At 67.4% G+C, this 18,143-nt stretch carries 18 protein-coding genes; 10 read left to right on the forward strand and 8 right to left on the reverse strand.

From position 1 onward, the window contains the following. Positions 1-33 precede the first annotated feature (33 nt). Both QE394_RS07960 and radA read left to right on the forward strand, forming a co-directional pair. Entirely contained in the window at positions 34-1,161 is a 1,128-nt protein-coding gene (locus QE394_RS07960; RefSeq protein WP_349034232.1) for an FUSC family protein, read from the forward strand. A gap of 66 nt (positions 1,162-1,227) precedes the next feature. Continuing rightward, a complete protein-coding gene (radA, locus tag QE394_RS07965; protein WP_056082842.1) occupies positions 1,228-2,601 on the forward strand; it encodes a DNA repair protein RadA in 1,374 nt (457 codons plus the stop codon). A 76-nt stretch (positions 2,602-2,677) separates the two neighbouring features. Here radA and QE394_RS07970 read toward each other — a convergent pair whose 3' ends face one another. After that, complete coding sequence (locus QE394_RS07970; protein ID WP_015935585.1) at positions 2,678-2,947, reverse strand: hypothetical protein; 270 nt, start codon at positions 2,945-2,947, stop codon at positions 2,678-2,680. A gap of 110 nt (positions 2,948-3,057) precedes the next feature. Between QE394_RS07970 and QE394_RS07975 the strand changes: the two genes are divergently transcribed. Next, positions 3,058-3,546, forward strand: coding sequence for an NUDIX domain-containing protein (locus QE394_RS07975; protein WP_056082844.1), 489 nt, complete (start codon positions 3,058-3,060; stop codon positions 3,544-3,546). Between the two features lie 76 nt (positions 3,547-3,622). On the opposite strand, the gene QE394_RS07980 is transcribed toward QE394_RS07975, so the two are convergent. From QE394_RS07980 to QE394_RS08000, 5 genes are read right to left on the reverse strand one after another with little or no spacing between them, the layout of a single operon-like run. Next, on the reverse strand, positions 3,623-3,937 hold the full coding sequence (locus QE394_RS07980) for a hypothetical protein (protein ID WP_349034233.1): 315 nt from the start codon (positions 3,935-3,937) through the stop codon (positions 3,623-3,625). A gap of 17 nt (positions 3,938-3,954) precedes the next feature. After that, a complete protein-coding gene (locus tag QE394_RS07985) occupies positions 3,955-4,359 on the reverse strand; it encodes a universal stress protein (RefSeq protein WP_349034234.1) in 405 nt (134 codons plus the stop codon). Then, entirely contained in the window at positions 4,356-5,915 is a 1,560-nt protein-coding gene (locus QE394_RS07990; protein ID WP_056082850.1) for a tripartite tricarboxylate transporter permease, read from the reverse strand. The genes QE394_RS07985 and QE394_RS07990 overlap by 4 nt, the downstream gene beginning before the upstream one ends. A gap of 9 nt (positions 5,916-5,924) precedes the next feature. After that, on the reverse strand, positions 5,925-6,500 hold the full coding sequence (locus tag QE394_RS07995) for a tripartite tricarboxylate transporter TctB family protein (RefSeq protein ID WP_056082852.1): 576 nt from the start codon (positions 6,498-6,500) through the stop codon (positions 5,925-5,927). Between the two features lie 5 nt (positions 6,501-6,505). Continuing rightward, a complete protein-coding gene (locus QE394_RS08000) occupies positions 6,506-7,516 on the reverse strand; it encodes a tripartite tricarboxylate transporter substrate binding protein (RefSeq protein ID WP_056082855.1) in 1,011 nt (336 codons plus the stop codon). A 140-nt stretch (positions 7,517-7,656) separates the two neighbouring features. On the opposite strand from QE394_RS08000, the gene QE394_RS08005 reads away from it, so the two are divergent. The 5 genes from QE394_RS08005 (at position 7,657) to QE394_RS08025 (ending at position 14,189) form a co-directional block, all read left to right on the forward strand. After that, on the forward strand, positions 7,657-8,541 hold the full coding sequence (locus QE394_RS08005) for a LysR substrate-binding domain-containing protein (RefSeq protein ID WP_261618563.1): 885 nt from the start codon (positions 7,657-7,659) through the stop codon (positions 8,539-8,541). Between the two features lie 176 nt (positions 8,542-8,717). Then, complete coding sequence (gene kdgD, locus QE394_RS08010; protein WP_056082860.1) at positions 8,718-9,632, forward strand: 5-dehydro-4-deoxyglucarate dehydratase; 915 nt, start codon at positions 8,718-8,720, stop codon at positions 9,630-9,632. A gap of 27 nt (positions 9,633-9,659) precedes the next feature. Continuing rightward, a complete protein-coding gene (locus tag QE394_RS08015; RefSeq protein ID WP_349034235.1) occupies positions 9,660-11,273 on the forward strand; it encodes an aldehyde dehydrogenase (NADP(+)) in 1,614 nt (537 codons plus the stop codon). Beyond that, the gene (locus tag QE394_RS08020) at positions 11,270-12,598 is read left to right on the forward strand and encodes an enolase C-terminal domain-like protein (protein ID WP_056082865.1); all 1,329 of its coding nucleotides are present in this window, start codon (positions 11,270-11,272) and stop codon (positions 12,596-12,598) included. Before QE394_RS08015 ends, QE394_RS08020 begins: the two co-directional genes overlap by 4 nt. Positions 12,599-12,785: 187 nt before the next feature. After that, positions 12,786-14,189, forward strand: coding sequence for an MFS transporter (locus QE394_RS08025; protein WP_349034236.1), 1,404 nt, complete (start codon positions 12,786-12,788; stop codon positions 14,187-14,189). Between the two features lie 128 nt (positions 14,190-14,317). Here the strand turns inward: QE394_RS08025 and QE394_RS08030 are convergent, their stop codons facing one another. Next, on the reverse strand, positions 14,318-15,556 hold the full coding sequence (locus QE394_RS08030; protein WP_349034237.1) for a beta-ketoacyl-[acyl-carrier-protein] synthase family protein: 1,239 nt from the start codon (positions 15,554-15,556) through the stop codon (positions 14,318-14,320). An 8-nt stretch (positions 15,557-15,564) separates the two neighbouring features. Beyond that, entirely contained in the window at positions 15,565-17,178 is a 1,614-nt protein-coding gene (locus tag QE394_RS08035; protein WP_091717466.1) for a peptide chain release factor 3, read from the reverse strand. 141 nt (positions 17,179-17,319) lie between these two features. Here QE394_RS08035 and QE394_RS08040 point away from each other — a divergent pair, with 141 nt between their 5' ends. Both QE394_RS08040 and QE394_RS08045 read left to right on the forward strand, forming a co-directional pair. After that, positions 17,320-17,526 carry a hypothetical protein gene (locus tag QE394_RS08040; RefSeq protein WP_056082873.1) on the forward strand — a complete coding sequence of 69 codons (207 nt, stop codon included), beginning with the start codon at positions 17,320-17,322 and terminating at the stop codon, positions 17,524-17,526. Between the two features lie 110 nt (positions 17,527-17,636). Continuing rightward, positions 17,637-18,128 (forward strand): 2'-5' RNA ligase family protein, encoded by a 492-nt coding sequence (locus tag QE394_RS08045; protein ID WP_261618557.1) that lies wholly within the window; start codon positions 17,637-17,639, stop codon positions 18,126-18,128. Positions 18,129-18,143: the final 15 nt, after the last annotated feature.

The raw sequence follows: 18,143 nt of genomic DNA on the forward strand, positions 1-18,143 counted from the left end.
GAACCGGCCCGGGCAGCAAATAGACTTGACGCCATGGCCCCCGCAGCAGGACTTTCAGCAAGCCGGCACTTCCTGCACGGCCGCTTCCGCACCGGGATGATCCGGAGCCGCAATTCCCTGGTTCCGGCCATCCAGATGACGGTCTGCGCGGTGGGTGCCTACGCGTTTGCCGAATATGTGCTGGGCCACTCCGGGCCGCTGTTCGCCGCCACATCGTCGCTGATTGCGCTGGGGTTCTCGCGGGAGCCGCGGCTGCGCCGGGTGCTGGAGGTGGGCCTGGGCTGCACCATCGGCATCGCGGTGGGCGACCTGCTCCTGCACTGGCTGGGCAGCGGAATCTGGCAGGCCGCCGTCGTGCTCCTTTTCTCCATCCTGCTGGCCCGTTTCCTGGACAGCGGCAATATCTTCACCACCCAACTGGCTCTGCAATCGCTGCTGGTGGTGCTGCTCCCGGCGCCGTCCGGCGGGCCGTTCACCCGCAGTATTGACGCCGTGGTGGGCGGATTGTGCGCCCTGATGGTGACCATCCTGATGCCGAAGGATCCCCGACGGGAGCCGCGCAAGGACGTCCAGAACCTGCTCCATGAACTGGCAGAGGTGCTGCGCGAGTGCGCGGAGGCATTGGCGCACAGCGACTCCACCAAGGCGTGGCACGCCCTGGTCCGCGGCCGGAACTGCCAGCCGCTGGTGGACGGGATGCGGCACTCGCTGCGGGCCTCCAATGAGGTGGCCCGCCTGGCACCCGCCTACCGGCGGCACCGGGACGAACTGGACCGGCTCAAGGAATCCCTCGATTTCATCGACCTGGCTTTGCGCAACAGTCGCGTGTTCGCGCGGCGGCTCACCAGCGCAATCAACCATGCGGCACTCTCCGACGACGCCACCGAGAACATCGCCGAAGTGCTGCAGGAGACCGCTGGCGCGATTGAGGAATTGTCGCTGGGCCTCGCGGAAACGCACGACGGCGTCCGGCGCGCCCACCTGCGCACGGCACGGAACGACCTCAGCGAGATCGCCCTGCGGCTGCACCCGAAGCTGCTCGAGGTGCAGCGGTTGGAGGGCGAAACAGTGGTGATGCTGTTCCGGCCGCTGATGGTGGACCTGCTCGAAGCCACCGGCATGGATGCCCAGGAGGCCCGGGACGTGCTGCCGGCGCTGTAGCTCTGCCGCCCGCAGGCCGGCGGGGGTGGAAGGCCGATGTCGGTGCCCGCCAGTAGGGTTGGAAGCATGGCAACAAAGACTTCCCGGGCTTCCAAGGCGCCCGCGTACAAATGCGCCGAATGCGGCTGGACCACCGTCAAGTGGGTGGGGCGCTGCGGCGAGTGCCAGGCGTGGGGCACCGTTGAGGAAACGGGCACGGCCGTTGCACGTACCACCGCGGCCACCACCGTTGCGGAGCCTGCACGGCGGATTGCCGAGGTGGACGCCACCACGGCGGCTTTCCTGCCCACGGGCGTGGCCGAGCTGGACCGCGTGCTGGGCGGCGGCCTGGTCCCGGGTGCCGTCATCCTGCTGGCCGGCGAACCCGGCGTCGGGAAATCCACCCTGCTGCTGGACGTGGCCGCGAAGTTCGCCCGGACGGCACAGGATGTCCTGTACGTGACCGGAGAGGAATCCGCCGCGCAGGTGAAGCTCCGTGCGGAACGTATCGACGCCGTCGCCGAATCCCTGTACCTGTCCGCGGAAACGGATCTCGGCCAGGCGCTGGGCCAGGTTGAGAAAATTGAACCGCGGCTCCTGATCGTGGACTCCGTCCAGACGCTCAGCAGCGCCGATGTGGACGGCAGCGCCGGTGGCGTGTCCCAGGTCCGGGAGGTGGCGGCCTCCATCATCGCCGCGGCCAAGCGGCGCAACATGACCACCCTCCTGGTGGGCCACGTGACCAAGGACGGGTCCATCGCCGGGCCCCGCTTGCTGGAGCACCTGGTCGACGTCGTCTGCCAGTTCGAGGGCGAGCGGCACTCCCGGCTGCGGCTGCTCCGGGCCGTCAAGAACCGCTACGGGCCCACGGACGACGTCGGCTGTTTCGACCTGAACGAGAACGGTATTGAAGGGCTCACCGATCCCAGCGGGCTGTTCGTCAGCCGCACCAAGGATCCCGTCTCCGGCACCTGCATCACCGTGACCATGGAGGGGCGCCGTCCGCTGCTGGCCGAGGTGCAGTCGCTGCTGGCCGAAAGCCCCAACTCCCAGCCGCGGCGGGCCACCAGCGGCCTGGACAGCTCCCGGGTGTCCATGCTCCTGGCGGTGCTGCAGCAGCGCGCCGGAACGCAACTGCACAAGGATGATTCCTACGTGGCAACGGTGGGCGGCGTGAAGCTCAGCGAGCCCGCTACGGACCTGGCCGTCGCCCTGGCCGTGGCCTCGGCCAAGGCCCGCAAGCCGCTGCCGGTCCGGCTCATCGCCTTCGGCGAGGTGGGCCTGGCCGGTGAGGTCCGGCCGGTGCCCGGCATCAACCAGCGGATCCAGGAAGCCCACCGGCTGGGGTTCACCCATGCGGTGGTCCCTGCCAGCCATACAGGGCCCGGGCCGGTTCCTGCCGGTTTCTCGGTTCGCGAGGTGGAGCACCTGACCGAGGCGCTGAGCCTGCTGATCGGCTGAACGCCCGCCGGCTGAGGGGTGGTGCGGCGCCCAGCCGCCGGAAGTCCCGGGTCAGCTGGCCGGAGCTGTGTCCCCGTCAGGGGTGCTGCGGAAGCTGGTCGGGATCGTCCCGATGGGAGCTGAACAGCCAGCTGGAGACATCGCTTCGCAGCACCAAAAGGGGGCCGCCGGTGGAGCTGACGTTTCCCGTAGGCACGTAGTAGCCCCTGCCGGAGCCAGGCCCGCCCGCCGCACGGTCCAGGGCGTCCTGGAGATGGCGGGGCAGGTGGCCCTGCGGCCCCAGGCGGTGAAGCTCATCAAGTTCTTCCGGCGTGAGCCGTCCCATAACCTCAGCGATGTTGGCCATGTTGGTCCCTTCGAGCAGAGTGCCTGAAGGAATAACCTAAAGCAGTGCCGTGAACTGCGGGTTAACGCCGGACGGCAGTTTTCCACTTTTGATTCGACCTTGGAGGGCAGATGCCGGTTCGTAGCGCGGGACTCCTGCTGTACCGGCAGGACACGGACAGCACCGGCTCAAATCCGGGGCTCCACGTGTGGATCGCCCACATGGGCGGACCGTTCTGGGCACGGAAGGACTCCCATGCCTGGTCCATTCCCAAGGGTGAGTACGGTGACGGCGAGGTCCCGCTCGAAGCGGCCCTGCGGGAATTTGCCGAGGAGATGGGTGTAGCCGCTCCCGCCGCCGAGTACAGGCTGCTGGGTGAGTTCCGGCAGTCCAGCGGCAAGGTCATTACCGTGTTCACGGCGGAACAGGATTTTCAGCCCGAAAGTATCGTCAGCAACACGTTTCCGCTCGAATGGCCCAAGGGGTCCGGACGTATCCAGCACTTTCCCGAGATCGACGACGCCCGATGGTTTCCGGTGCCGGCCGCACGGGACAAACTCGTCAAAGGCCAGATTCCCGTGCTGGACGCGCTGCTGAAGGAGCTCGGCGCTGCCGAATGATGGCAGCATGCGAAAAGCCGGTGGTCCGTGAAAGGACCACCGGCTTCTGGGCCGGAAACTGGCGCGGCCAGAACCGTCAGGGGCATCCCGCCTCAGCTGCTTCGTGCTGCGGCGGCCGTGCCGCCTTTGCCCGGGCGACCATTGCAACGCTGACGTCATCACCTGAGCAGACCATGGTCCGGCCGCCGCCGTCGCGGCGGATCATCCAGAACACGCTGCGGTCCGCTGCGATCATGTCGATCGTCCCGGACATGGCGGTTCCCCGTGCCGCCAGCACCTCTACGTCGTCTCCCCGGCCCAGCCTGGACCAGTCGGGGACTTGGGCCGGGGTGGCCACGCGGGCGGGCCCGCGCCTGGCGGCGATCCTGCGAAGCGGGCTGCGCTGGTACATTCCGGGTCCCGTTCCTGCTAGAAGTTTCCGCCGTCGGCCTTGACGGCCAGCACGGGACGGTCGGCCTGCATCAGGATCTGCTGCGCGTGGCTGCCCAGGATGAACTTGCCCACCTGGGTGCGGTGCCGCAGTCCGATGACGATGAGCGAGGCATCCACCTCACGCGCAACGTCGAGGAATTCGTCCGCGAGGTCGTGCTGGTACGGCGGCTGGATGACAGTTGCCTTGATGCCCGCGGCCGTAGCCCGGGCAGCCGCCTCCGCCAGCACGTCCTCGGTGGCGACCGATTTGTCCACCAGCGCACCCTGGCGGGCCGAGTTGACGATGAACAGTTCCTGGTTCCGCAGCTGCGCCTCCGCGATGCCTGCGGTGAGGGCAGCCTCCCCGGCAGGGGTGGGGACGAACCCGACGATGATGCTCATACCTTCTCCTTGATGTTGTTGGCGCCGTCGTTGTTGGTGCCGTCACCGGCGGAGGCGGATGCCGCCGTCGTGCCCTTGCGCTTGGCCATTGCGCTGCGGATGCCCGGCATCAGTGCCACCAGGACGAAGACCGCCAGCAGGGTGGCAGAGATGGGCCGGGTGAAGAACCCGGTGGGGTCGCCGTCAAACACCAGGAGCGAACGGCGGAGGGAGCTTTCCAGCAGCTCGCCCAGGACGAAGGCCAGGACCAGCGGGCCGGGTTCGAAGCCGAACTTCTTCATCAGGTAGCCCACCACCCCGAAGACCACCACGAGCGTCACATCGAACATGCTGTTGTTGATGGTGTAGGCACCCAGCAGCGTGATCAGCGCGGTGATCGGGGCGAGGATGGCGGCGCGGACGCGCAGGATCCGCACGAAGATTCCCACCAGGGGCAGGCTCATGATCAGGAGCAGGATGTTGCCGATGTACATCGAGTTCACCACGCCCCAGAACAGCTCCGGCTCCTGCTCCACGAGCTGCGGGCCCGGGGTGACGCCCTGGATCAGCAGCGCGCCGAACATCAGGGCCATGGTGGCGTTGGCGGGGATGCCCAGGGTCAGCAGCGGAATGAATGACGACGTTGCTGCCGCGTTGTTCGCCGTTTCGGGGCCGGCCACGCCCTCGGGCGCACCCTTGCCGAAGCGTTCGGGCTGCTTGGCGCGCTTCTTTTCCATGGCGTACGAGGCCATGGAGGCGATGGTGGCACCGCCGCCGGGAAGGATGCCGAGGAAGAACCCGAGCACGGAGCCGCGGCCGATGGCGCCGGAGGCATGCTTCAGTTCGGCCTTCGAGGGCCAGACGTTGGAGACCTTCGACGGCGCTTTGGCGGCGCGGTGCCGCTCCTCCAGGTTGTAAAGGATCTCGCCGAGGCCGAAGATGCCCATGGCGATCGGCACGAAGTCGATGCCGTCCGCCAGCTGGATGCTGCCGAAGGTGAAGCGGCTCTCGCCGGTGAAGATGTCGCGGCCCACGGTGGCCAGCAGGAGGCCCACCGACGCGGCGATCAGCGCCTTGGCTTTGGACCCGCCGCTGATGGTTGCAACGAGCAAGATGCCCAGCATGGCCAGCGCGGAATACTCGGGGGGCCCGAAGTCCAGGGCGAAGCCTGCCACCAGGGGCGCCAGGAAGGTCAGGCCAATGATGGCCGCCGTGCCGCCGATGAACGAACCGATTGCAGCCAGGCCCAAAGCGGTTCCGGCCTTGCCTTGCCGGGCCATCTGGTACCCGTCAAAGACGGTGACAACGGATGATGCTTCGCCGGGGAGCCGCAGCAGCACCGACGTGATGGTGCCGCCGTACTGGGCCCCGTAGAAGATGCCCGCGAGCATGATGATGGCCGTCACCGGCTCAACGCCGTAGGTCAGGGGCAGCAGGATGGCGATGGTGGCGGCCGGTCCCAGGCCCGGGAGCACGCCGATCAGCATGCCGATGACGACGCCGACCAGGCAGTACAGGAGGTTCATCGGTTCCAGGACGACCGAGAAACCGTTAATCACGGGATTAAGGAAATCCACGGTGGTCTCCTAGAAGAGGTGGGGAATGGAGGTGCCCAGGGCCAGGATGAAGATCGCGTAGAACGCAACCACCACCAGGACACTGACCAGGATGGTTGATCGCCAGGTTTCGCCGCCCAGGAACTTCATCCAGATGACGCACAGGACCAGGGCGGGGATTTCGAAGCCGATCAGCGGCATCAGCGCAACCATCGTGGCGAGGGTGGCCAGGCCAATCAGCGGGGCGAAGGACATCCGGGTGAATTTCTCGGCGTCCCGGTTGTGCCGGCCCAGGATCAGCTGGAAGAGCCCGAGGGCCACCATCACGCAGCTGGCCATGAAGGGCCACAGTCCGGGCTGCGGGGCCGACAAGGTGCCCAGGCCCATGGCCACCGAGAGGACCAGGGCGCCGATGCCCACACCGAGCACCACCAGTGAGGATGCAGCGTTGGCCAGCGGCCCGGCAGCGGGAGGTTTTTCCTCTTCCCATTGAGCGGCGAGCTGCTCCGGGGTCAGCGCCTCGGGCAGTTCGTTGGGGGCGTCCCCGCCGGGCGTAACGGCGGTGCTGCCGTCACGCCCGGCGGATACTGCTGGAGTTGTCTCCATGGTTCTTACTTGTTTCCGCCGAGGCTGATGTCGTACTTCTCCACCAGCTCCTTGTACTTCTCGGCGTAGCCCTTCCACTCAGTGACCACTTCCTCGCCGCTGAGCTCCTTGGGCGTCAGCAGGTTCTTCTTGTTGAACTCCTTGTAGGCATCGGTCTTGAAGGTGTCCTGGAAGGATGCCAGGAGTTTGTCCTTTACCTCCTGCGGGGTGCCCTTGGGCGCTGCCACCGCACGGTACTGGGCGACGGGGACGTCGTAGCCGGCTTCCTTGGCTGACGGCACATCGGGCAGGAAGCTGTTGCGCTCTTCGGAGAAGACGAGCAGCGGGGAGACCTTTCCGGCTTCGATCTGCGGCATGGCCTCGCCGAGCTGGATGGTGGCCAGTTCCACCTGGTTGCCCAGGACGGCCGTCAGTGCGGGCTTGCCGCTGTCGAAGGGAACGTCGGTGCCCTTCACGCTGGCCTGCTTGAACAGGACAGTCTGGGCCAGCTGGCTGCCGGTGCCCACACCTGTGGTGCCGAACGTGACGTTGCGGCCGGCGTTGGTGACATCCTCGAAGCTCTTGAAGCCTGACTGCTGGCTGGCCACGAGGACGTAGTCGTCCTGTGACAGCCCGGCAATGATGTCCAGGTCATCAATGTTCACGGCTTCATCGGCGCTGACAGCCAGCGGGGTGATGGTGATCAGCGATGCGGTGAGCAGCACCAGCTCCTGGCCGTCTGCGGTCTTACCTGCCACTTCCTTGGTGGCGAGGGCTCCGTTGGCGCCGGGCTTGTTGACCACCGGCATGGGCGAACCGAGTGTCTTGGTAGCCCCTTCAGCCAGGGCGCGGGCGATGAGGTCGGTGCTGCCACCGGCCGCCTGGCCGACGGTGAGCGTGACCGGACCGCTGGGGTATTTGGACGAGTTGCCGGCCGCGGCGCCGCCGCCGACGTTGCCGCCGCATGCCGTCAGGGCCAACAGCGTGACAGCCGACGCGGTGCCGAGGATGGCGCGGCGGGTGGGGAAGTGCTTCATTGGAACTCCTCATTAAGTCTCCGGGTGGGGCCCGGAACAATCTGTGAATCGGGTCACCCCGTTCGCTTTGTCGAGTGTAGGGAGCGGTTATGATGCCTGTCTAAGCCCATATCTGCATCATTTGATACCCGGAAGGCATCATGTTTACTTTCGACCAGCTGGCCGGCTTCATCGCCGTGGCCGAGGAACTCCACTTCGGACGCGCCGCCGAACGGCTGAACATGACGCAGCCGCCGCTCAGCCGGCAGATCCAGAAGCTGGAAAAGATTGTCGGGGCCGAGCTGCTGGAGCGGGACAACCGGAAAGTCACCCTGACCTCGGCCGGCGAAGCCTTCCTGGACGAGGCCCGGCGGCTGATGGCACTTGCCGAGCGGGCCCCCGTGACGGCCCGGCGGATCGCCTCCGGACGGTCAGGTGTCCTGAGGGTGGGGTTTACGGCAGCCAGCGGCTTCAGCATCCTGGGCCCCCTTCTGGGGGAACTGGCGGCCATCATCCCGGACGTGGACATCGACCTGCAGGAACTGGTGACTGGCGAGCAGCTCAGCGGCCTCCTCACCGGTGAACTCGACTTGGGGCTGGCCCGGCCGCCGTTCGACAGTGAGACCTTCGATTCACACCTGCTCTACCGCGAGTCCATGGTGATAGCGGTGCCGGCCGGCCACCCTCTGACGCTGTTGGCACGGGACATTACGGCCGAGGACTTCAAGGACGAGCCCCTGATCATGCACTCCCCCACCCAGGCCCGGTATTTCTACGATCTCGTGGTGCGGATGCTGCCCATCCGCCACGCCAACGTGGTGCACACAGTCAGCCAGATCCTCACCATGGTTTCGCTGGTGGCCGCCGGCCGAGGCCTTGCCTTCGTCCCCCACTCCGCCACCCTGCTGGGCATCAAGGACGTGGAGTTCCTGCCGCTCGAGGCCGGGCGCGGGGAGGAAGTGGAACTGCATGCCCTGTGGAACCGCAGGATCACCAACCCCGCTCTGGCCAGGCTGCTGCGCGATCTCGAATTCGCGATGGAGTGATCCTCCGGGGCTGGCCTCCCAGCCCGATTGCCACACCGGCGCATGCGGCATGATGATGCAACAAAGGTATCAATACATATAAAAATACACTTAGACAGGCATCGGCCGCGCTCCTACGCTGGGAGGGACTCATCAGCCTGCCGCCTTCGCGGCGCACACACCCGGAGGACCACACCGTGGCAAAGTACACCCCCCAGGAACTGGCGGACACTCTCAAGGAAGGCCTGCTGTCCTTCCCCGTGACGTCGTTCGACGCCAACCTCCAGTTCGATGAGGAGAACTACCGCAAGCACCTGTCCTGGCAGGCAAGCTTCCCCGTGGCCGGCCTCTTCGCCGCCGGCGGCACCGGCGAAGGCTTCTCCCTGACACCCGCGGAGTCCGAGCGCGTGGTCCGCACCGCCGTCGATGAAGTGGGCAGCCGCGTTCCGGTCCTGGCCTCCGCCGGCGGATCCACCGCCCAGGCCATCGAAAACGCCCAAGCCGCGGAAGCTGCCGGCGCCGACGGCATCCTGCTCCTGCCGCCGTATCTGACCGAAGCCGACCAGGCAGGCCTGGTGGAGCACGTCAGCGCCGTCTGCCGCGCCACGTCCCTCGGCGTGATCATCTACAACCGTGCGAACGCCATCTACAAAGACACCACGGTGGCCACCCTGGCGGACCGCCACGACAACCTCATCGGATTCAAGGACGGTGTGGGCGACCTCGAGCACGATGCCCGCGTCTACGCCAAGCTCGGCGACCGGCTCTTCTACCTCGGTGGCCTTCCCACCGCCGAAACCTTCGCGCTGCCCCTGCTGCAGCTGGGCATGAGCACCTACTCCAGTGCCATGTACAACTTCGTTCCGCAGTTCGCCCTGGACTTCTACCAGGACGTCCGCAACCAGGACCGCGCCGCCGTGAACAAGAAGCTGAACGACTTCGTCATCCCGTACCTGGACATCCGCGACCGCGTGAAGGGCTACTCTGTCTCCATCGTCAAGGGCGGCCTGGACGCCATCGGCCGCTCCGCGGGACCGGTGCGCACGCCGCTGCAGAACCTGGCGCCGCAGGACCTCGCGGACCTTAAAGCCCTCATCGCCACCGTTTCCTAGCCGTCACCGAAGACACAGGAGCAATTCATGACCCTCACCGGACATTCACTCATCGCCGGCCGGACGGTTGCCGGCGAAGGCAAGACCGCTTTCGGCTTCAACCCCGCCACCAACGAGGCCCTCGAGCCCGCCTATACGCTGCTCACCGAAGAACAGCTCGCCACGGCCACCACGGCAGCGAGGGAAGCTTTCCCCTCCTTCAGCACCTTGGACCCGGAAACCCACGCCTCCTTCCTGGAGTCCATCGCCGACAACATCGAAGCCATCGGCGACGAACTGCTGGTCCGTGCCGGCCAGGAAACCGGCCTGCCCGCCGCCCGGCTCACCGGCGAGCGTGCCCGCACCACCGGCCAGCTGCGCCTCTTCGCCGCCGTGGTCCGCCAAGGCGACTTCCGCGGCGTCCGCATCGACCCCGCCATCCCGGACCGGGCCCCGCTGCCCCGCGCGGACATCCGCCAGCGGCAGATCCCGCTGGGCCCGGTGGCCGTGTTCGGCGCCAGCAACTTCCCGTTGGCGTTTTCAACGGCGGGCGGCGACACCGCCTCGGCCCTCGCCGCCGGCTGCCCCGTGGTCTTCAAGGCCCACAACGCCCACCCCGGCACCAGCGAACTCGTGGGCCAGGCCATCAGCAAAGCCGTCCAGGACAACGGCCTGCACCCCGGCGTGTTCTCGCTGATTTACGGCCCGGGCTCCAGCATCGGCCAGGCCCTCGTGGCAGACCCCGCCATCAAGGCCGTCGGGTTCACCGGATCGCAGTCCGCCGGCATCGCCCTCATGAAGACCGCTGCCGCGCGCCCGGAACCCATCCCGGTCTACGCCGAAATGTCGTCCCTGAACCCTGTCTTCGTCTTCGACGGCGCCCTCGCCGGCAGTCCCGAAAGCATCGACGCCCTCGCGTCCGCCTACGTCACCGCCGTCACCGGCAGCTCCGGGCAGCTCTGCACCTCCCCCGGCCTGCTTTTCGCCCCCGCAGGCGAGGCTGGCGACAAACTCGCTGCCGCCGTCGGACGCGCCGTGGCAGCCAGCGCCGGGCAGACCATGCTCACCGCCGGCATCGCCGGGTCCTGGAATACCGGCACCGAGGCGCTCGGCGCAGCGGACGGCGTCGAACTCATCGGCCAGGGCACCCCTGGGCCCACCGAAAACGCCCCCGCACCGGCCATCTTCGGCACCGGCGTTGACCAGTTCACCACCAACCACGTCCTGCACCAGGAAATTTTCGGCGCAGCATCCCTGGTGATCCGCTACACCGGCACCGAAGACCTGCTCCGGGCAGCCGCCCGGATCGAGGGCCAGCTCACCGCGTCCCTGCACCTGACCGAAGCTGACTACGCGACGGCGGCGCCGCTGATCCCCGTCCTCGAACAGAAAGTGGGCCGCATCATCGTCAACGGCTGGCCCACCGGCGTCGAAGTTGGCCACGCCATGGTCCACGGCGGCCCCTTCCCCGCCACCTCCGACGCCCGCACCACCTCGGTGGGAACCCTCGCCATCAACCGCTTCCTCCGCCCGGTCGCATACCAGAACATCCCCCAGGAACTGCTGCCGGCACCCCTGCAGGACGCCAACCCCTGGCACCTCAACCGCCGCATAGACGGCGACGTCGTGGCAGCACCCGAGAAGGCTGAGGTGGGCGCATGAGCGGCCAGCCCACCATTGCCGGCGTTGAGGTAGTACCTGTCGCGGGGCACGACAGCATGCTGATGAACCTCAGCGGCGCCCACGGCCCGTTCTTCACCCGCAACGTGGTCATCCTGACCGACTCCGATGGGCGCACCGGGCTGGGCGAGGTGCCCGGCGGCGAAAAGATCCGCACCACCATCGAAGAGGCCGGTGCACTGCTCAAGGGCAAGCCGGTGGCCCGGTACCGCTCGCTGCTGCGCGACGTTGCGGCGGAGTTCGCGGACCGCGACGCCGGCGGCCGCGGCCTGCAGACCTTCGACCTGCGCACCACCGTCCACGCGGTCACAGCCGTCGAATCGGCCCTGCTGGACCTGCACGGCCAGTTCCTCGGCGTCCCCGTCGCGGAACTGCTCGGCGACGGGCAGCAGCGCACCTCGGTGCCCATGCTCGGATACCTCTTCTTCGTGGGCGACCACCAGCGGACGGACCTGCCCTACCTGGTGGAGGAATCGCCGTCGGACCGCTGGGAGAAGCTGCGCCGGCAGGAGGCCATGACACCGGAGGCAGTGGTAGCCCTGGCCGAAGCCGCCCAGGAACGTTACGGCTTCAGCGACTTCAAACTCAAGGGCGGCGTCCTGTCCGGCGACGACGAGGTGGACGTGGTCACGGCCCTGGCCAAGCGCTTCCCGGACGCCCGGGTCACGCTCGATCCCAACGGCGGCTGGCTCCTCGACGACGCCATCCGGCTCGGCAAGCGGATGCAGGGAGTGGTGGCATACGCCGAGGATCCGTGCGGCGCCGAGGGACGCTTCTCCGGCCGCGAGGTCATGGCGGAATTCCGCCGGGCCACCGGCCTAAAGACGGCCACCAACATGATCGCCACGGACTGGCGCGAGATGTCCCACGCCATCCGCAGCAACGCCGTGGATATCCCGCTGGCGGACCCGCACTTCTGGACCATGCACGGCTCGGTCCGGGTGGCGCAGCTGTGCAACGAGTTCGGCCTCACCTGGGGCTCGCACTCCAACAACCACTTCGACATTTCGCTGGCCATGTTCACCCACACAGGTGCCGCGGCGCCGGGTGAAATCACCGCCCTGGACACGCACTGGATCTGGCAGGACGGCCAAGGCCTGACCAAAAGCCCGCTGCAGATCAAGGGCGGCGCCATCGAGGTCCCGGCCGCACCCGGGCTGGGCATCGAGCTGGACCGCGAAGCGCTGGACAGGGCGCACCAGCTGTACCGGGAGCACGGACTGGACGCCCGTGACGACAGCATCGGCATGCAGTACTACGTCGACGGCTGGTCCTTCGATCCGAAGCGGCCCTGCCTGGTCAGGTAGGACCGCGGCAGCAGCCCCGGACCGGGAGCGCAGCTGCCACAAATTTGGGGCCCCTTTTGTTCTGCTCGCCGGACACAAAAGGGGCCCTCCCCATGCCTGTCCCCTAAAGTAATTGAGTCGCTGTGGCGCACCCCACATTCCCCAGCCCCACAGCCGGCAGACAGATCTATCCCGAAGGAAATACTCAATGGTGTCTGTGGACAATGCCGTCACGGACGTGGCCTCGGCCACGAAGAAGTTCTTCAAGCGCGTACTGCCCATCATGTTGGTGATGCTGGTCTGCAACCAGCTCAACCGCTCCAATATCGGCTACGCGCAGGACCACTTGCAGGCCGACGTGGGCATCGGCGCCGCGGCCTACGGCTTCGGCGCGGGCCTGTTCTTCATCGCCTACGCCATCTTCGAACTTCCCAGCAACGTGATGATGGAGAAGTACGGCGCCAAGATCTGGCTGACCAGGATCATGATCAGCTGGGGCATCGTCTCCTTCCTGATGGCCTTCGTGCAGAACGAGACCATGTTTTACGTCCTCCGTTTCCTGCTCGGCGCTGCGGAGGCCGGGTTCTTCCCCGCTGTCATCTTCTATTTCGCCCGCTGGGTCCCTGCCGGGCAACGCGGCAAGGCCACCGCCATCTTCATCGCCGGTTCCTCCGTGGCCGCGGCGATCTCCGGTCCCGTTGCCGGTGGCCTCCTGAGCCTGCAGGGTGTCCTTGGCCTCCGCGGCTGGCAGTGGCTGTTCGGTTTCGAGGGCGCGCTGTCCGTCGTGGTGGGCATGGCCGTGTTCTTCGTCCTGGACGCCGGCATCAAGGATGCCAAGTGGCTCTCCCCCGCCGAGAAGGCCGCGCTCACGCAGGCCATCAGTGACGAGGACGCCCAGCACGCCCCCGCCGAAGGCGACGAGACAGGCGACGGCGCTGGCGCCGGCGCCGGCGCCAAGCTAAACCGCTGGAAGATGCTGCTGAACCCGCAGATCCTGCTGCTGTGCGGCATCTACTTCTCCGTGCAGCTCTCCATCTACGCCAACACGTTCTGGCTGCCCAGCATCATCAAGCAGATCCCCGGCACCACGGACCTGGCTGTGGGCTTCCTGTCCTCCATACCCTGGGTCTGCGCCGTGTTCGCGATGTACTTCGCCGCCAAGATGCAGGACAAGGCAAAGTCCAAGAAGCCGCTCCTGGTGGCGGCACTGCTGGTGGCGGCAGTGGGCACCTTCGCGGCCGCCATTGCCTCACCGGTTCTGGCGCTGGTGTTCCTGGCCGTCGCCGCCATGGGCTTCAAGAGCGCCTCGCCCCTGTTCTGGACCATCCCGCAGTCCGGACTGCACCCGTTGGTCCTGGCCCCGGCCATCGCCATCATCAACTCGCTGGGTAACCTCGGCGGCTTCGTGGCGCCCTTCGGCTTCGGCATCATCAAGGAGCAGACCGGCAGCGTGGTCCCAGGCCTGTTCGCGCTGGCCGCCGCGTCCACCATTGCCGCCGGCCTGGTCTACTTCCTGAAGGAGCGCCGCAGCGGAGGGGACGCCGTCGTGGATTCTGCGAACCCTTCAGCAAAGGCAGCGGAGGCAGCCGAAGCGGTTCCCGCCCGCGCCTGACGCTTAGCACAGTCCAAATCGCTGGAACGGTGCGGGAACGCTGAAACAAATCAGCGTCCCCGCACCGTTCCAGCGTCCCCGCGTCCAGTTGGCTCCCCCGGGTACGGCCTACGACGGCGGCAGGCGGCTTAGCTTCCCGCGATCACCAGCGCCACGCTGTGTCCGCCGAAGCCGAACGCATTGACCAGACCGGCCCGGGGAGAGCCGGCAGCCAGTGCAAGGGCGGTGTCGGTGACGACGTTCAGTTCCACCTCGGGGTCCAGCGCCTCCACGTTCAGGGTCCCTGGAAGGTGCCCGGTGCGGAGCGCTTCGAGAACCACGACGGCGGCAAGGGCACCGGCGCCGCCCAGCAGGTGGCCGGTGTGCCCCTTGGTGGAGGTCACGGGCACCTCGGTGCCGAAGATGGCGCTGATGGCCTGGCCCTCGAGCCGGTCACCCACAGGGGTGGAGGTGGCGTGGGCGTGGACGAAGCCAATGTCCGCCGGTTCCATCCCGGCCGAAGCCAGCGCCTTTTGCATGACGCGGCGCTGCATGGCCGGGTCCGCGGCCACGATGTCGTTCGCGTCGGAGGTCACAGCACCCCCGGCAACTTCGCCGAGGATTGCGGCGCCCCGGGCACGGGCGTGGCCTTCGCTCTCCAGCACCACCATCCCGGCCCCTTCGGAGAGCACGAAGCCGTCCCGGCCGCCGTCGAACGGCCGTGACGCTTCCGCCGGATCCCCCGGGCGCGTGGACAGCGCACGGATCTGGGAAAAGCCGCTGATCACGAGGTCGTTGATGGAGGCGTCCACGCCGCCGGCAATCACGACGTCGGCAGCACCGGAGCGGATCATCTCGGCTGCCTGGACAATCGCCTCAGCCCCGGAGGCGCAGGCGCTCACGGGAGTACGCGCGCCGCCGCGGGCTCCGAGGTCGATGGACACCCAGGCGGCGGGGCCGTTGACCATCAGCCGGATCAGGGTGTGCGGGGAGACCTTGCGGGGGCCGGATGCCGCCAGCACCCGGTCCTGCTCGATGGTGGAACCCAGCCCGCCGTACGCGGAGCCGATCACCACGGCGAACCGTTCCGGGTCCACCTCAGGGGCGCCTGCCTGGGTCCAGGCTTCGCGGGCGGCGATGAGCGCCAGCTGGCCGCACCGGTCCATGCGCTTCAGTTCCCGGGTGCTGAGGTGCTGGGAGAGGTCCGCGGACACCTGTCCGGCGATCTTGACGGGCAGCTGCCCGGCCCAGTCCCCGGTCAGCGCGGTGATGCCGGATTTCCCGGCGAGCAGCGCCTGCCAGGTCTCCGCCACGGAGGCGCCCAGCGGGTTGATGGTACCGGCGCCGGTAACGAGGGCGCGCGGCTGGGCCGTGGTGGGTTCCGTCATTGGTGCCCTTACTTTGCGGGGTTGTGCGTGCCGATGGGCACCAGGGTCAGGTCCGGGTGGTTCTTTTCGATCCGGCGCAGGGCCCAGACGTCGTTGAACAGGGCGAGGTATTCGCCGTCGGACCGCAGGAGCACCTCCGCGCCCGGAACGTTGGCCAGCGCGGGCATGGCGTCCGCCGTCGAGATCCTGGCCAGCGAGTAGGGCAGGCGCTCCAGCCGCATGGGGGCGCTGAAGTCGTGCGCCATCCGGTCCTCCACCACCTCGAACTGCATGGGGCCGACGGCGGCGAGCACCGGCGCCTGATCACCGCGGACGTCGGAGCGGAGCACCTGGATGACGCCTTCGTGCTCAAGCTGTTCGATGCCGCGGCGGAACTGCTTGAACTTGCTGGGGTCCTTGGAGCGGGCCACCTGGAAGTGTTCCGGGGCGAAGAGCGGGATGGCCGGGTATTCCACGGAGTCTTCGAGGAAGAGGCTGTCTCCCACGCGCAACGAGGAGGCGTTGACCAGTCCCACCACGTCACCGGGGTACGCCTCGTCGATGACTTCACGTTCGCGGCCGAACACCTGCTGGGCGTACTTGGTGGCGAAGGACTTGCCGGTGCGGGTCTGGGTGACCACCATGCCGCGTTCGAAGACGCCGGAGCAGACGCGGATGAAGGCCACATGGTCGCGGTGGGCCTTGTTCATACCGGCCTGGACCTTGAACACAAAGCCAGAGAACGGGGATTCGACGGGGCGCGGGCTGCCGTCCACGTCGGGGCGTGGTGCCGCGGGCGGCGCGAAGTCCACCAGCGCGTCCAGCAGCTCCTTGACACCGAAGTTGAGCGCGGCGGAGCTGAACAGGATGGGGGTGGCCTTGCCGGCGTGGAAGGCATCGACGTCGAACTCGAGGTTGGACTCGACCACCAGGCCGGCCTCATCCACGGCATCTGACCAGTTGCTGCCCTGGCTTTCGGCGGCTTCCTCCGGGGTGAAGTACTCGGTAAGGGCGATCTGGGCGCCGGCGTTGTTGCGCTGGAACCGGGCGAACCGGTCGTTGCGCAGGTCCCAGACACCGCGGAAGTCACCGGAGATGCCCACGGCCCAGGTCAGCGGCATGGGCTGCAGGCCGGTGCGCTCGGTGATCTCGTCCATCAGCGCCAGGGCGTCCAGGCCCGGCCGGTCCCACTTGTTGATGACGGTGATGATGGGCAGGTTCCGCTGCTTGCAGACCTCAAAAAGCTTCATGGTCTGGGTTTCCAGGCCCTTGGCGGCGTCCACCAGCATCACGGCGCAGTCGACGGCGGCCAGTACGCGGTAGGTGTCCTCGGAGAAGTCGGCGTGGCCGGGGGTGTCCAGGAGGTTGATGACCGTGTCCCGGTAGGAGAACTGCAGGGCAGCGGAGCTTATGGAGATGCCGCGGTCCTTCTCCATTTGCATCCAGTCCGAGACCGTTTCCTTGCGGTTGGCCTTGCCGCTGGAGGCGCCGGCGGTGCCGATCACCTTGGCGTGCAGGGCGAGGGCTTCCGTGAGGGTGGACTTGCCGGCGTCGGGGTGGGAGATGACGGCGAAGGTCCTGCGGCGGCCCGCTTCCTTGTGAATCTCATTGATCCGGGCGGGGGTCAGGACATCTTGGGACACGGTGCTACTTTCGCTGCGGTTGCGGCTGGATGAAGCCAAAGTCCAATTTTATCGCAGGCCCGCAAACCGGCGCAGGTCCGCTTAACGCCCGCGAAACCGGCAGTTCAAGGCAGCGAAACGAGGGCCCGCTACCGTGGCGGCATGATGACGCCGGGCAACCCCTTCCACGATCCCTTCGCCTCCAGCATTGGTCCTGCCAGGATGCAGGAGCACAGCGCAGGCCAAGGAGACGCAACTCCGCAATCAAAGGGCGTCCAGTCGGCGGCCGAGCTGAAAGCACTCCGGGCAGCATCGCTCGCCAGGGTCAGCAAGGACCTTGAGCGGATGCTCCGGGTCAGGGCACGCTGAAGCGGGCTTACCTTCGCTTTCCCTTTTGGCTCTTCCTGTCCGGCCCTCAGCTCCGGGGTCTTCCTGTCCGGGACCACGCGGGTTGCCGCCTGAAAAGGCATGATGGGTGCATGCGCAGCATAGAGCTGGTGTTCGACGACGGCACCGAATCCGCCGTCCGGGCAGACTGGGCGCGGCTCGCCGAGGCGGGGCTTCCCAGCCTTGCCGGCCATACCGGCGCCAGCAACCGGCCACACCTCACGCTCGCGGCCGGGGCGGAACTGTCCGTGCCGCAACTTCACGCGTTCGATGGCGCGCTTCCCATGGAGGCCGTCTTCTCCGGCGTGCAGGTTTTTGCCGCCGGCAGGGACAGGTATGTCCTGGCCCGGTCCGTGGTGCTGACTGCCCCGCTCCGCAAAGTGCACCGGCGCCTGCACCGGGAGATCGGGGGTGCCGTTCCGCTCACCCTTCCCGGGGCCTGGACGCCGCACGTCACCCTGGCCCGGCGGGTTACCGGTGAACAGCTGGGCAAGGCCATGGATCTCCTGGACCTCCGGCTCGGCGGGCACATTGTGGGTGCCCGGCTCTGGGACAGCAGCACAAAGTCGGTCACCGGGCTCTGATTTCCTTCCGCGGAC

The organism is Pseudarthrobacter sp. SORGH_AS 212 (assembly GCF_030818145.1).
In the GTDB taxonomy this organism is placed as follows: Bacteria; Actinomycetota; Actinomycetes; order Actinomycetales; family Micrococcaceae; genus Arthrobacter.